Origin of the sequence: Xanthomonas sp. A1809, from assembly GCF_017746015.1 — a bacterium.
In the GTDB taxonomy this organism is placed as follows: domain Bacteria; phylum Pseudomonadota; class Gammaproteobacteria; order Xanthomonadales; family Xanthomonadaceae; genus Xanthomonas; species Xanthomonas euvesicatoria.
Genome location: NZ_JAGHWZ010000004.1, coordinates 483413 through 497121 on the forward strand (window position 1 = coordinate 483413; position 13709 = coordinate 497121).

General features: G+C 66.4%; 7 protein-coding genes. 2 read left to right on the forward strand and 5 right to left on the reverse strand.

Going from position 1 to position 13709, the window contains the following annotated elements:
• Positions 1-86: 86 nt before the first annotated feature.
• Complete coding sequence (locus tag J7396_RS06055) at positions 87-1163, forward strand: alpha/beta hydrolase (RefSeq protein ID WP_209261143.1); 1077 nt, start codon at positions 87-89, stop codon at positions 1161-1163.
• Positions 1160-2782 carry a carboxylesterase/lipase family protein gene (locus tag J7396_RS06060; protein ID WP_209261144.1) on the forward strand — a complete coding sequence of 541 codons (1623 nt, stop codon included), beginning with the start codon at positions 1160-1162 and terminating at the stop codon, positions 2780-2782. The genes J7396_RS06055 and J7396_RS06060 overlap by 4 nt, the downstream gene beginning before the upstream one ends.
• 45 nt (positions 2783-2827) lie before the next feature.
• On the opposite strand, the gene J7396_RS06065 is transcribed toward J7396_RS06060, so the two are convergent.
• From J7396_RS06065 to J7396_RS06085, 5 genes are all read right to left on the reverse strand, one after another.
• Positions 2828-3976, reverse strand: coding sequence for an aldo/keto reductase (locus J7396_RS06065; protein WP_209261145.1), 1149 nt, complete (start codon positions 3974-3976; stop codon positions 2828-2830).
• A 68-nt stretch (positions 3977-4044) separates the two neighbouring features.
• Positions 4045-4539 (reverse strand): metallophosphoesterase family protein, encoded by a 495-nt coding sequence (locus J7396_RS06070; RefSeq protein ID WP_057681357.1) that lies wholly within the window; start codon positions 4537-4539, stop codon positions 4045-4047.
• A 192-nt stretch (positions 4540-4731) separates the two neighbouring features.
• Positions 4732-6915, reverse strand: coding sequence for a 1,4-alpha-glucan branching protein GlgB (gene glgB / locus J7396_RS06075; RefSeq protein WP_046932016.1), 2184 nt, complete (start codon positions 6913-6915; stop codon positions 4732-4734).
• Positions 6916-6926: 11 nt separating this feature from the next.
• On the reverse strand, positions 6927-10277 hold the full coding sequence (gene treS / locus J7396_RS06080; RefSeq protein WP_008574468.1) for a maltose alpha-D-glucosyltransferase: 3351 nt from the start codon (positions 10275-10277) through the stop codon (positions 6927-6929).
• Positions 10274-13390 (reverse strand): maltotransferase domain-containing protein, encoded by a 3117-nt coding sequence (locus J7396_RS06085; protein WP_209261146.1) that lies wholly within the window; start codon positions 13388-13390, stop codon positions 10274-10276. The genes treS and J7396_RS06085 overlap by 4 nt, the downstream gene beginning before the upstream one ends.
• Between the last annotated feature and the right edge of the window lie 319 nt (positions 13391-13709).

A 13709-nucleotide genomic window follows, 5' to 3' on the forward strand; every position in this document is an offset into this window, starting at 1 on the left:
TGTGCTGTATATGGTAAACCGGTGTCATTGGCAATGTGCACTGCGGCATTGTGGTCGCGGTGACGAAGTGGCCCTGGGAGGGGTGAATGGAACAGACACGCCAAACGCGGGCTTTGACCGCGCTTTCGCGCGCCACGCGGCATGGCCTGGCGCTCGTTGTGCTGGGCGTGCTGCTGGCGCGCCCCGCGCCGGCGGCCGAGCGACCGAGCGCCGACACTGCCGCCGAACAGGCCAGCCGGATCGCGCTGTGGCCAACGCCGCTGGCACCGGGGGATACGGCGCTGCCGCAACCGCAGCGCATCGTCGAGCGCAGCAGCGACCCGGCGCAGCCGGATCGCTACATCCAGCAGGTCAGTAGGCCGTACCTGGTGGTCTACCGGCCCAAACAGCCCAATGGCACCGCCCTGCTGGTTGCGCCTGGCGGCGGCTATCAACGCATCGTGCTGGACAACGAGGGCAGCGCGCTGGTGCCCGGTTTCGTCGACACCGCCGGCATCACCCTGTTCGTGCTGCGCTACCGGCTGCCGGGCGAAGGCCACCCGAACGGCGCCGACGTGCCGCTGGCCGATGCGCAACGTGCCTTGCGGCTGATCCGCGCCAATGCGGCGCGCTATGGCATCGAGGCGCAACGCGTGGGCGTGATGGGCTTTTCGGCCGGCGGCCATGTCGCCGCCAGCCTGGGCACGCGTTACGCCGCGCGGGTGTATCCGCCCATCGACGCGGCCGATGCACTGAGCGCACGACCGGACTTCCAGTTGCTGATCTACCCGGTGATCGACATGGATAGCGCCAACGCGCACAAAGGCTCACGCGAACGCCTGATCGGCAGCGCCCCGAGCCAGGCGCAGGTGCAGGCCTATTCGCCGCAGCTGCACGTGGACGCGCACACGCCACCCACTTTTTTGCTGCATGCGCAGGACGACAGCGTGGTGCCGGTGCGCAACAGCCTGCTGATGCACGCTGCGCTGCTGCGCGCCGGGGTGCCCAGCGAGCTGCACGTATTCCCGCAGGGCGACCATGGTTTCGGTGCTGCCAGCGGCAGCGGTCTTACCGTGTCCGCATGGCCGCAGCTGGCGCAAGCCTGGATCGCGCATGTCACCAAGCCGCAGCCGCCTGTAGCCAAGCCTGCACCACCTTCACCGGCGAAGGAGATGGGGCGATGACGACCCAAGCCACCCCCGACACGCGACGCCGCACGCTGCTGCGTGGTGGCCTGCTCGCGACTGCGGCAGCAACGCTTCCCGGCTTCGCTGCCGCGGCCGTACTTGCGCCGCCACGCGACGATGGCGCGCCGCTGGCACGCGTGCGTGGCGGCGCGCTGCGCGGCTACCGCGACCAGGGCGTCTGCGTGTTCAAGGGCATTCCGTATGGCGGCGACACTGCCCCGCGGCGCTTCCAGGCGCCGCTGCCGGAAACGCCGTGGCACCACGTGCGCGATGCCAGCGGATTCGGTGCAGCGGCGCCGCAGCTCAAGGCCAACGAGCCCACCAGTGAGGACTGCCTGTTCCTCAATGTGTGGACACCTGGCCTGCGCGATGGCGGCAAGCGGCCGGTGTTGTTCTATATCCACGGCGGCGGCTACACCACCGGCTCCGGCAGCGACCCGCTCTACGACGGCGTGCGCCTGTGCAAGCGCGGCGATGTGGTGGTGGTCACCGTCAATCACCGGCTCAATCTGTTTGGCTACCTGTCGCTGGCGCAGCTGGGCGATGCCGGTTTTGCCGACTCCGGCAATGCCGGGCAGCTGGACCTGATCCAGGCCCTGCAATGGGTGCGCCAGCATGCGGCCGAATTCGGCGGCGACGCCAACAATGTCACGGTGTTTGGGCAATCGGGCGGTGGCGCCAAGATCGCCACGCTGATGGCGATGCCGGCCGCGCGCGGGCTCTTTCATCGCGCCTGGACCATGAGCGGGCAACAGGTCACCGTGGCCGGGCCGCGTGCGGCCACCCGGCGCGCGCAACTGTTGCTGGATGCGTTAAAGATTGCGCCAGGCGAGATCGCGCGCATGCGCACGCTACCTGTGGCCCAGCTGCTGGCCGCCGCGCACGTGCGCGACCCGTCGCGGGTGGAAAACACCGCGCTGTATTTCGGCCCGGTGCTGGACGCGCGCAACGTGCCGGTGCATCCGTTCTGGCCAACCGCGCCGGTGCAGTCGGCCCGCATCCCGATGGTGATCGGCAATACGCGCGATGAAACACGCGGCTTTCTCGGTAACGATGCGAAGAATTTCGCGCTGAGCTGGGACGAGCTGCCGGCCAGGCTGGAGGCGCAGCAATACGTGGACCTGTTGCCGCAGGTGGTCATTGCCGAATATCGGCGGCTCTATCCGCAGTACACGCCGTCGCAGGTGTTCTTCGCAGCCACCACCGCCGGCCGCTCGTGGCGCGGCGCTGTCGAAGAAGCCGAGGCGCGTGCCCGTCAGGGCGCGCCCACCTGGGTCTATCAACTGGATTGGGGTTCGCCGCTGGATGGCGGCAAGTTCGGCGCCTTCCATACCCTGGATATTCCGCTGGTGTTCGACAACGTGCGCCAGCCGGGCTCGCGCACCGGCGATGGTGCCGATGCGCAGCGCATGGCCGAGCAAATGAGCGAAGCGCTGATTGCGTTTGCCCGGCATGGCGACCCCAACCGCCGCGGTGCGCCGCACTGGCAACCCTATTCCTTGAAACGGCGCGAAACGCTGGTGTTCGATACGCCAAGCCGGTTGGAACCGGATCCACGTGGTGGCGAGCGCGTGTTGTATCAACAAGCGCCGTTCATTCAACGCGGGACGTTTTGATTGCCACGCAGCGCAAACACCATGCGCTGCGCGCGAGCCCGGCCCTTAACGCGCCGCGGGCACTGGCGCGTCTGCCTCGATCACGCCTTCGCGCTTGAGCGCTTCCCACAGGGCCGGCGGAATCGCCACCTGCATCGAGGTCGCATTGGCGCGGGCCTGCTCGGCCGTGCGCGCACCGGGAATCACCGCCGACACCACCTGCGGAGCTGCAGCAAATTGCAGCGCAACGGTGCGTAGATCCACGCCGTGCCGGTCGCAGATGGCCAGCGCTTTCTGCCGCTTGGCAGGCGCCCATGGCGGAATGGTGCCGTCGTAGAGATACCGCTCGCGCCCGGCCAGATAGCCAGCCAACAATGGCGCACCGACCACCACCGAGGCGCCATGCTTTGCGATCTTCGGGAAGGTGTCATGCAAGGCCTGCGCATGGTCGAGCAGCGAATACTGGCAGGCGAGCAGGAAGATGTCGGGGTCGGCTTCTTCGATTGCGCGCAAGGCCGGCTCAGGACGATTGACGCCAAAGCCCCAGGCCTTGATCAAGCCCTCCTTGCGCATCTTGGTCAGCTCCGGCATCGCGCCCTTCACCGCCTCGGCGAACCGCTGCTCCCATGGCATGCCCAGGTCTTTTTCGTTCTCCGGCGAGAGATCGTGGATATACGCGATGTCGATCTGCGACCCCCCCAGACGCTGCAGGCTGTCTTCGATCGAGCGCCGTACACCGGACGCGCTGTAGTCGTAGCGATAGTCGAACGGCGAAGGTTGCTGCCACATCGTCTTGGGCGGCGTGTCGGTCGCGGTGAGCAGGCGCCCGACCTTGGTCGACACCACGTAATCGTCGGCCGGATGGTTGTGCAGATGATGGCCGGTACGTCGCTCCGACAAGCCCAGCCCGTACCAAGGCGAGGTATCGAAATACCGCACGCCCGATTCCCATACCGCTGCCAGCGTTTGCTCGCTCTGGGCGTCGGTGGCAGGCGCAAAGCCATTGCCGATGGCCACGCCACCGAAGCCGAGACGACTGCGAGGCCGGTAGCGTTCGCCCTGGACGCGCGGATTGGTCGGCAATGCGCCCGCATCGGTTTTCCCGCGCGTGGGCATCACGCTGCCGGGCGCCGATGATTGCGCCATCAACGGTGCAGCGGCCAATGCCGCAGTACCGGCCGCGGCAGCAGAAAGGAATTGGCGACGTGTATTCATGGGGAATCCCTTGCAACAACGTGGCCCACGAGCATGGCCCCGCCGGTGTGCATGCCAAGTCAGCGGACTCAGCCCAGGGCCAATGGCTGCACGTGCGCGCGCGGCGCGCCATCGCCCAGCCAGAGCATGGCCACGCTGATCGGCAGACTGAAGCGACGCGGCCCGGCGCTGCCCGGATTGAGGTACAGCACCCCATCGTGCATGTGCACCGACGGCTTGTGCGAATGGCCGCTGATGACCACATCCGCCTGCACCTGCGGTGCCAGCGTCTTCAGATCGTGCAGCACGTGGATACGCACACCAGCGATGTGCAGATCCAGCGTCTGCGGTAAGCCGTTCGCCCACGGCTTGTCGTCGATATTGCCTGCGATGGCATGCAGCGGTGCCAGTGCCCGCAACGCCTCAAGCACCTGCGGCTTGCCCACATCGCCGGCGTGGATGATCTGCGAGCAGCCCTTAAGCGCGGCAAGCGCTTCGGGCCGAAGCAGGCCATGCGTATCGGAGATCACGCCGATGCGCGTGCCGATGCCCGGCTCGCCATCACCGTGTTTGCGCGTGATCATCGGGATGACCTGCTGCTGGATGACTTGCTGCGCAAGCGTCCGCCTGCACAGACCCATGCCATCACAGTCGAGTGGGAGCGCAGCAATGCAAGCGATGCCAGCAGATGGCGCACCCTGTCGATGAAAGCTGGATGCATGACGCAGCTGCCGCCTACCGCCGGGCCGTTTGCCCGGTGGTAGGCGCAGGAAGCATCAGCCATACGGCGTCAGCACGATGGCGCCCAGCGGTGGCAACAGCAGCGGCAGCGATTGCGCGTGCCCATGCATGGATTGCTGCTCGGCCGTCACGCTGCCGCCATTGCCCAGGTTGCTGCCGCCGTAGATGCCGGCGTCGCTGTTGAACACCTCGCGCCACTGGCCGCCTTGTGGCACGCCGATGCGATAGCCGTGCTGCACGACCGGGGTGAAGTTGATCACCACCAGCACCGGTGCGTCGCCACGTTTGCCCTTGCGCAGGAACGCCACCACGCTATTGCCGGCATCGTCGCCCACCACCCAGGCGAATCCGGACGGATCGTCGTCGTGCGCATGCAGCGCCGGGTATTGCACATACAGCCGGTTCAAATCGCGCACCAACGTCTGCACACCACGATGGCGAGGGTCGTCGAGCAAATGCCACGGAAGGCCGGCGTCGTGGTTCCACTCGGTCGGTTGGCCGAATTCGCAGCCCATGAACAGCAACTTGCGCCCCGGGTGGGTGAACATGAAACCCAGGTACGCACGCAGGTTGGCGAAGCGCTGCCAATCGTCGCCCGGCATGCGGCCCAGCAACGAACCCTTGCCGTGCACCACTTCGTCGTGCGAGATCGGCAGCACGAAGCGCTCCGAATACGCATAGACCATGCTGAAAGTCAGCTCACCGTGGTGGTAGCGGCGATAGATCGGATCCAGCCCGGCGTAATGCAGGGTGTCGTGCATCCAGCCCATGTTCCACTTGTAGTGAAAGCCCAGGCCGCCGTGCGCCACGTCGGCGGTGACACCGGGAAACGCAGTGGATTCCTCGGCAATCATCACCGCGCCCGGTGTGTGCTCGCGCACCACCTCGTTGAGCCGGCGCAGGAACGCGATGGTCTCGTAGTTCTCGCGCCCGCCGTGGATGTTGGGTATCCACTCGCCGGCGTTGCGGCTGTAATCGCGGTACAGCATCGAGGCCACCGCATCCACGCGCAGGCCATCGACGTGATAGCGCTGCAGGAATTCCATCGCACTGGCAATCAGGAACCCGGATACCTCGCGGCGGCCGTGGTTGTAGATCAGCGTATTCCAGTCGCGGTGGAAGCCTTCGCGTGGGTCGGCATGCTCGTACAGCGCGGTGCCGTCGAAATGCGCCAGCCCGTGCGCATCGGTGGGAAAGTGCGCCGGCACCCAATCGACGATCACGCCGATGCCTTCGCGGTGGCAGCGGTCGACAAAGCGCGCAAATCCATCGGGTGTCCCGAAGCGCGCGGTCGGCGCGAACAGACCCAATGGCTGGTAGCCCCAGGAGCCGCCGAACGGATGCTCGCTCACCGGCATCAACTCGACATGGGTAAAGCCCATATCGGCCACGTACGGAATCAGGCGATCGGCCAGCCCGTCCCAATCCAGATCCAGCCCTGCTTCGCGCAACCACGAGCCGGCGTGGATCTCGTAGATGCTCATCGGCGCGTCGTGGGCCTGGCGGCGCGCACGCGTGGCCATCCAGCCGTCGTCGCTCCACTGATGCGGCGTGGGATCGGCCACGATGGACGCAGTGCCCGGCGCAAGCTCCGCGCGGCGTGCCACCGGGTCGGCCTTGGCCGGCAGTTCGTGCCCGTGCGGACCGCGCAGCTGGTACTTGTAATGCGCGCCGGGGCCGACGTCGGGCACGAACAACTCCCACACGCCGGCCTGGTGACGCAGCCGCATCGGATGCCGGCGCGCGTCCCAGCTGTTGAAGTCGCCCACTACCGCCACGCGCGAGGCATTCGGTGCCCAGACGGCAAAGCGCGTGCCGCGCACGCCGTCCACTTCGACCACGTTGGCGCCCAACGCGTCGGCCAATTGCAAGTGGTGGCCTTCGCTGATCAGGTGCAGGTCGAAGTCACTGAGCTGCGGGCCGAACGCGTACGGGTCGGCGGTCTCCTGCTCGCCACCGGGCCAGCCGATGCGCAGGCGATACCCACCGTGCGCCGGCAACTCGCCGGCGAACAGGCCCGGCTCCGGGCCGGCGTCCAGCGCCACCACCTGCCCATCGTCGAGCACCGCGCTGACCCGGTCGGCGCCGGGTAGATAGGTGCGCAACAAGCGCCCGTTGTCGGACGGGTGTGCGCCCAATACCGCGAACGCGTCGCCATGGCGCGCCTCTGCCAGGGCGCGTACCGCGCCGGGATCCCATCGATTGCTCACTGCTGTCATTACTCCACTCATCATGTGTCTCCTGCACCGGCGCGTGCACGTTGCAGGATGCGTCGCAAGCCTTCGATCGGCACCATCAACCAGCCAGGGCGATTGGCCGCTTCATAACGCACTTCGTAGCAAGCCTTCTCCACCAGGAACAGCAAGGTGGCTGCGTTGAACGCCGCCGGCGCAATCCACGGATGGGCGCTGGCGTCGAGCACGGCATGGTAAGCGTCCAGGAAGGCTTGTGTGGAGCGGCGGCGGAATTGCACCAGAAATTCGTCCAGGTGCGTGTCCACGCCAACACCCGCGCGGGCGGCGGTGCCTTCCTCGCCACGTGCCGACACTTCGCTGGCGTAATCGAGCGAGCGCAGGAAACCGGCCACGTCGCGCAGCGGGCTGGCCTTGGCGCGGCGTTCGGCCAGCGGCTTGGCCGGCTCGCCTTCGAAGTCGATCAGCACCACATCGTCGAAGGCCACCAGGATCTGGCCCAGGTGGAAATCGCCATGAACGCGCGTGAGCAAGGAATCGGCCAGCACGCTCGGCGCCCTGGCGAGCAAGGCATCCAGCTGCGGGCGCTCGGCGAGCACCGCCTCCAGCGCCTCGCGTTCGGCGCTGTCTTCGCTGCCGGCCAGGCGTGCGTTGACGGTGTCCCACATCTCTTCGACCTGGCGTCCCACGCCGGCCACCACATCATTGGCGGTCGGCAGGTCGATGCGTTGCGGCGCGAAGTCGGCATCGTCGGTGGCGCGCGACAGCGCTTCGTGCAACTCGGCCAGGCGCTTGCCCACCACGGCGGCGAAGGCATCGTAGCCGGCGACCGCTTCGGCGCGCGCCTCGTCGGTCTGCGCGGTGGCGTATTCGTCGAAGCTGCGCGCCAGATGGTCCAGCGTCCAGCGCCAGGCATCGCCCTGGTTGCGGATGAAGCCCTGCAACAACGCGATGGTGGTGACGGTGCCCTGCGCGTCGATGCGGCTGACGCTGCCCAGCAGCGGCGCGGCATTGGCATAGCCCATCTCGGTCAGGCGGCGGCCGATCTCGATCTCCGGGTTCGCGCCTACGGCCACATGCCGCAGCAGCTTGAACACGGCCTTGTCGGCGACCACCAGCGAGCTGTTGCTCTGTTCGGCCGACAACCAGCGGATCTCCGGATCTTGCGGGATATCCAGCGTTGCCAGTGCCGGGGTGGCTTCGAAACAGACCTGCCCCTGTTGCGAGGCATCGTCGCCGTCGCAGAAGTCCAGCGCTGCATTGCTGCGCAGCGCATCGATCACACCGCGCACCATGGGCTTGAGCGCAAACGCATCGGTGAGATAGCCCACCTCGCGGCCCTGGCGCACGCGCGCCAGCGCCAGTTGCTCGGCCAATGTGCTCGGCTGCTCGCGCTCCCACACGATGCCCACCGGCAGCATGTAGCGCTCGTGGCGGCCGTCTTCCAGCTCTACCTCCAGTTCCAGCAGCGTCATCGGCTCATCGCCCGGCAACGGCGTGCGGCGCGCGATGCGCACGCTGCGCAGCGCCTGGTCCTTGGCCGAGAACCAGCGTCGCGCCGATAGCCACGCCGGCAGGATTTCGCCTTCCAGGGTGGGCAGATGCGGCAGCAGTGCGGCGCTTTCGTCGGCATCGCTGCGCAGCACCAGCGTGCGGTAATCCGGCAGCGGCACCGGGCTGGGGACATGCCAATCGGGCAATGTGCCTTCGCTGACCAGCTGGAAGGCGTAGAAGCCGAACGGCGGCACCGTCAGCAGATAGGTCAACCGGCCGATCGGCGGGAAGCTGCCGCCACCGATGATGTCCACCGGCACCCGGCCCTCGAACTCGGACAGATCCAGCTCTACCGCCTGCAAGGTGTGCGAGAGGTTGGCCACGCACAACACGGTTTCATCCTGATAGCAGCGCAGGTACGCCAGCATGCGGCGGTTGCCCGGGTACAGGAAGCGCAAGCTGCCGCGGCCGAAGGCCTGGTAGCGCTTGCGCACGCTGAGCACGCGGCGGGTCCAGGTCAGCAGCGAATGCTGGTCGCGCATCTGCGCTTCCACATTCACCGCCTGGAAGCCGTACAGCGGGTCCATCACCGGCGGCAGCACCAGCTGCGCCGGGTCGGCGCGCGAGAAACCGCCGTTGCGGTCGATCGACCATTGCATCGGCGTGCGCACGCCGTCGCGGTCGCCCAGGTGGATGTTGTCGCCCATGCCAATCTCGTCGCCGTAATACAGCACCGGCGTGCCGGGCATGGTCAGCAGCAACGAGGTCATCAATTCGATGCGGCGGCGGTCGCGCTCCAGCAGGGGCGCCAGGCGGCGGCGAATCCCCAGGTTGATGCGGGCGCGGCGGTCGGCGGCATAGGTCTGCCACAGATAATCGCGCTCCGAATCGGTCACCATTTCCAGCGTCAACTCATCGTGGTTGCGCAGGAAGATCGCCCACTGGCAGCTTTCCGGAATCTCCGGGGTCTGGCGCATGATGTCGGTGATAGGGAAGCGGTCTTCGCGCGCGATGGCCATGTACATGCGCGGCATCAGCGGGAAGTGGAACGCCATATGGCATTCGTCGGCATTCTGGCCGAAATACTGCTGGGTATCTTCCGGCCACATGTTGGCTTCTGCCAGCAGCATGCGGTCCGGGTATTCCGCGTCCAGGGTGGCGCGGATCTTGCGCAGGATCGCGTGGGTTTCGGGCAGGTTTTCGTTGGAGGTGCCCGGGCGCTCGATCAGGTACGGCACCGCATCCAGACGCAGGCCATCCACGCCGCGATCCAGCCAGAAACGCATCACCTCCAGCACCGCTTCCAGCACCGCCGGATTGTCGAAGTTCAGATCCGGCTGGTGCGAGTAGAAGCGATGCCAGAAGTATTGCCCGGCCACCGGATCCCAGGTCCAGTTGGATTTCTCGGTATCGCAGAAGATGATCCGCGTGCCTTCGTATTCCTGGTCGGTGTCCGACCATACGTAGAAGTCGCGCTCTGGCGAGCCAGCGGGCGCATGACGTGCGCGCTGGAACCAGGGGTGCTGGTCGGAGGTGTGGTTGATCACCAGCTCGGTGACGATACGGATGCCGCGCGCATGCGCCTGCGCCACCAGCTGCTCGAAATCTTCGATGCTGCCGTAGTCCGGATGCACCGCCATGTATTCGGCGATATCGTAACCATCGTCGCGGCGCGGGCTGGGATAGAACGGCAGCAGCCAGATGGTGTCTACGCCGAGTTCGGCGATGTAGTCCAGCTTGGAAATCAGCCCCGGAAAATCGCCGATGCCGTCGTCGTTGGAGTCGAAGAACGACTTGACATGCACCTGGTAGATGATCGCGTCCTTGTACCAACGCTGGTCGGCAACCACGGCGGACTGCTCTGCGTCGGCTTGTAACGATGCCACTGCATTCATGCGACCTCTCCTGCGCGGATGCGCCATAACGCGAACGGTCGCGTTGCCTCTAGACGGATGTGTTGGTATTTGCCGTGCCACGCGAAACGATGGCCATCCCACAGATCGTCCACGGCAACGCTGGCGTGATCGGGCAGGCCCAGTTCCCACAACGGAATTTCGATATCGGCGTCCTGCCCGGCGTGCGGATCCAGATTGATCGCCACCAGCACCATGCTGCGGCTGCGCGACAGGTAGCCGGCATCCAGGAATTTGCCGTAGTACAGCACCTGGTCGTTATGCGCCTGGTAGAAGCGCGTGCCCAGGTGCGACTGCAGTTCCGGATGCATGCGGCGCAGCTGGTTGAAGCGGGTGATCTCCTCGACGATGTCGCCGGGCGCACGTTCGGGCCAGGCGCGCAGCTGGAATTTTTCCGAGTCCAGATACTCTTCCTTGCCCGGCGCCAGCGGGGTGGCTTCGCAGAGTTCGAAGCCCTGGTACATGCCCCATAAGCCTGAGAGCGTGGTGGCCAGCGCGGCGCGGATCAGATGGCCGTTGCGCCCACTGGTCTGCAGGAACAGCGGATTGATATCGGGCGTATTGACGAAGAAATGCGGGCGAAAGCATTCGCGCGGCACGCCCTCGTTCAACTCTTCCACATAGGCCTGCAGCTCGTGCTTGTGGTTGCGCCAGGTGAAGTAGGTGTAGGACTGCGAGAAACCGCATTTGGCCAGGCGGTACATCATCTTTGGCCGCGTGAAGGCTTCGGAGAGAAACACCACATCCGGGCGCCGGCCGCGCACATCGGCAATCAGCCATTCCCAGAACGGGAACGGCTTGGTGTGCGGGTTGTCGACACGGAACAGCGTGACGCCTTCGTTGACCCAGAACAGCACCGCGTCGCGCAGCGTATTCCACAGGTCCGGCACCGCGCCGCTGGCGTAGAAATCGACGTTGACGATGTCCTGGTATTTCTTGGGCGGGTTCTCCGCGTACGGAATCGAGCCATCGGCGCGCCAGGTGAACCAGTCCTTGTGCTCCTTCAACCACGGGTGATCCGGCGCGCACTGGATGGCAAAATCCAGCGCCACTTCCAAACCCTGCGCACGCGCGGCCTGGATCAGGCGTCGAAAGCCTTCCAGTCCACCGAGTTCGGCGTGAACTTCGGTATGCCCACCATCGGTCGCACCGATCGCGTATGGGCTGCCGGGCTCGCCTTCCACCGCCGTCACCGAGTTATTGCGGCCCTTGCGGTTGTTCAGGCCGATTGGATGGATCGGCGGCATGTACAGCACGTCGAAGTTCATCGCACGGATGTGCGGCAAGCGCTTGATGACGTCATCGAAGGTGCCATGCCGGCTCGCATCGCCACTTTGCGAACGCGGGAACAGTTCGTACCAACTGGCGAAGTGCGCCGCGCGGCGCTCGGATTCCACCCGGAAGGTGACCGGATACTCCGAGCGGAATGGCTTGTCGTCGGCCTGCGCCATCGCCTGCGCGGTGTCCGGCTCCAGCACGATGGCCAGCTGCTGCAGGGGTTCGCTCTGCGCACCGATGCGGGTGAGCACTGCCTGCAGGCGCTCGGCCAGCGCACCGTCGCTGCGCGCCTGTGCGGCCTGCACTGCCGCAATCGCCTCCTGCACATCGACCGGCAGCACCGTATTGGCAGCACGTTTCTTTTCCAGATCCGCATGCAAGGTGGCGAAGACGTCGCGCCAGGCTTCCACGCGAAATTCGTAGGTGCCGATGCGTTCCAATGGAAACTCGGCGCGCCAGCGGTCGTTGCCCAACGCACGCATCGGCGCGCTGGCCCAGGTCTTGGCGTCGGCCGGACGCCACAGCACCGCCACCGCGATGCGGTCATGCCCATCGCAGAACGCGTCGGCCTCCACGCAAATGCGGTCGCCCACCGTGCGCTTGACCGGAAAACGGCCGTTATCCACCGACGGCGTCACCGACTCGATGCACACGCGTGGCCAGGTACCGGCGGTCTGCGCACGCGGGCGCATGCGCGGCACAGCCAGTACATGGCGCGCCGGCACGCTGCGATACACGCGCACTTCGCCCGGCTCCAGCGCCTCCAGCGTGGCCCCGGACAAGGTGCGGCCATCTTCGGCCACCAAGGCCTCGGCATCGCCGAGCAGCCGCAACAGGTCTGAGGCCGGCACCGGCACCACATGCCGGGTGTCGCCGTTGATCAGCAACAAGGAGGGCAAGCCGCCCAGCGGCTCGATCGCCGCCGCGGTGAGCCCGGTCGCCTCACGCAGCAGCGGGCGCAACCGCATGCCTGCATTGCTGATTGGCAGGCCGTCGGTGATGCGGATCGACGATGGCAGTGCCGCCAGGTGCGCATCGTCTAGCAGCCATGCCCCGCCCAACGCCAGTGCCAGTTGCCAATGCTGCTCGGGCGCCGCGGCGCGCTTGCCATCGGGCGCGTCCAGCACGGCAACGACCTGCGCCGCCAACGCACGCAGTGCGCTGTCTTCGTCGAAGAACCAGCTGCCGCGGCCATCCCACCAGGCAAGCGACGAAAACGCCACATCGAACCCGGCACCGGCCAGCTGCTGCAAGGCCTCCAACCCCAGACCCGGCGTCCACGCCGCAAACACCACCTCCGGCGCCTGCGCGTGCACACGCGCGATCAACTCGCGCCAGCGCTGTACCGGCACCTGCTGCGGCTGCAGCAGCCGGAAGCCACCCACGCCCTGGCCCACCCACTCCAGCAGGCGCGCACTCCACCATTCCACCAGCGCCGCACCTTCCTGTGCGTAGGCAAAGCGGGCTTCGGCCACTTCCGGCGTCGCACGCGGCTGACGCGGGTCCGGAACCGCGGTGCTGCGCGCGCGGAACCACTGTGGGTTATCGCGCACCACCGCACTGGCACCGCCCACTTCGTCCAGGCGCACATCGATCAACAGCTTTACCCCCGCACGGCGCGCCGCCTGCACCGACTCGTGCAGGCGCTGCATTTGCGTCGGGGCACCGGCCGCCGGCTCGATCAAACGGCCTTCGGCATCGCGCTCGAAGGGCGCGGCCATCACCACGTAATCGCAGCCAGCCTCGCGTGCCGCCACGCAGCGCTGCTCCAGCCCGGTCGGGTCCTTCAGTGCGTCATTGAGAACACAGATGCGCATGGCGCCCCCTCAGCGAACAACGGCGCGCAGGGGCGCCATTACGAGTGAAGCCAGCGCCTGCTTGCCGTTTGGCAGTGATGCGAGCCTTTGCTCACCACACCCCGCACCATCACCTGCACGTACCGAACCTTGCCGTACTGACACATGCCGGCACGCTGCCCGACCGACCCTGCCACCCGTGACTGCACTCATGCGCGACTCCGCAACGATTCTTGACCCATGCAGTCAAGCACCCCCACTGCGAATTTCATGTGTCGGCGGAATTGACGAAAATCAAACAAGCGCGGCTGTGGTGTGTCAGTGGAGCGCCTACCATTAC

Bases quoted from the DNA above. Each gene is read 5' to 3' on its own strand.
- J7396_RS06070 (WP_057681357.1), bottom strand. From the start codon at position 4,539: ATGATCACGCGCAAACACGGTGATGGCGAGCCGGGCATCGGCACGCGC.
- J7396_RS06060 (WP_209261144.1), top strand. From the start codon at position 1,160: ATGACGACCCAAGCCACCCCCGACACGCGACGCCGCACGCTGCTGCGT.
- J7396_RS06085 (WP_209261146.1), bottom strand. From the start codon at position 13,390: ATGCGCATCTGTGTTCTCAATGACGCACTGAAGGACCCGACCGGGCTG.
- J7396_RS06055 (WP_209261143.1), top strand. From the start codon at position 87: ATGGAACAGACACGCCAAACGCGGGCTTTGACCGCGCTTTCGCGCGCC.
- J7396_RS06065 (WP_209261145.1), bottom strand. From the start codon at position 3,976: ATGAATACACGTCGCCAATTCCTTTCTGCTGCCGCGGCCGGTACTGCG.
- treS (WP_008574468.1), bottom strand. From the start codon at position 10,277: ATGAATGCAGTGGCATCGTTACAAGCCGACGCAGAGCAGTCCGCCGTG.
- glgB (WP_046932016.1), bottom strand. From the start codon at position 6,915: ATGACAGCAGTGAGCAATCGATGGGATCCCGGCGCGGTACGCGCCCTG.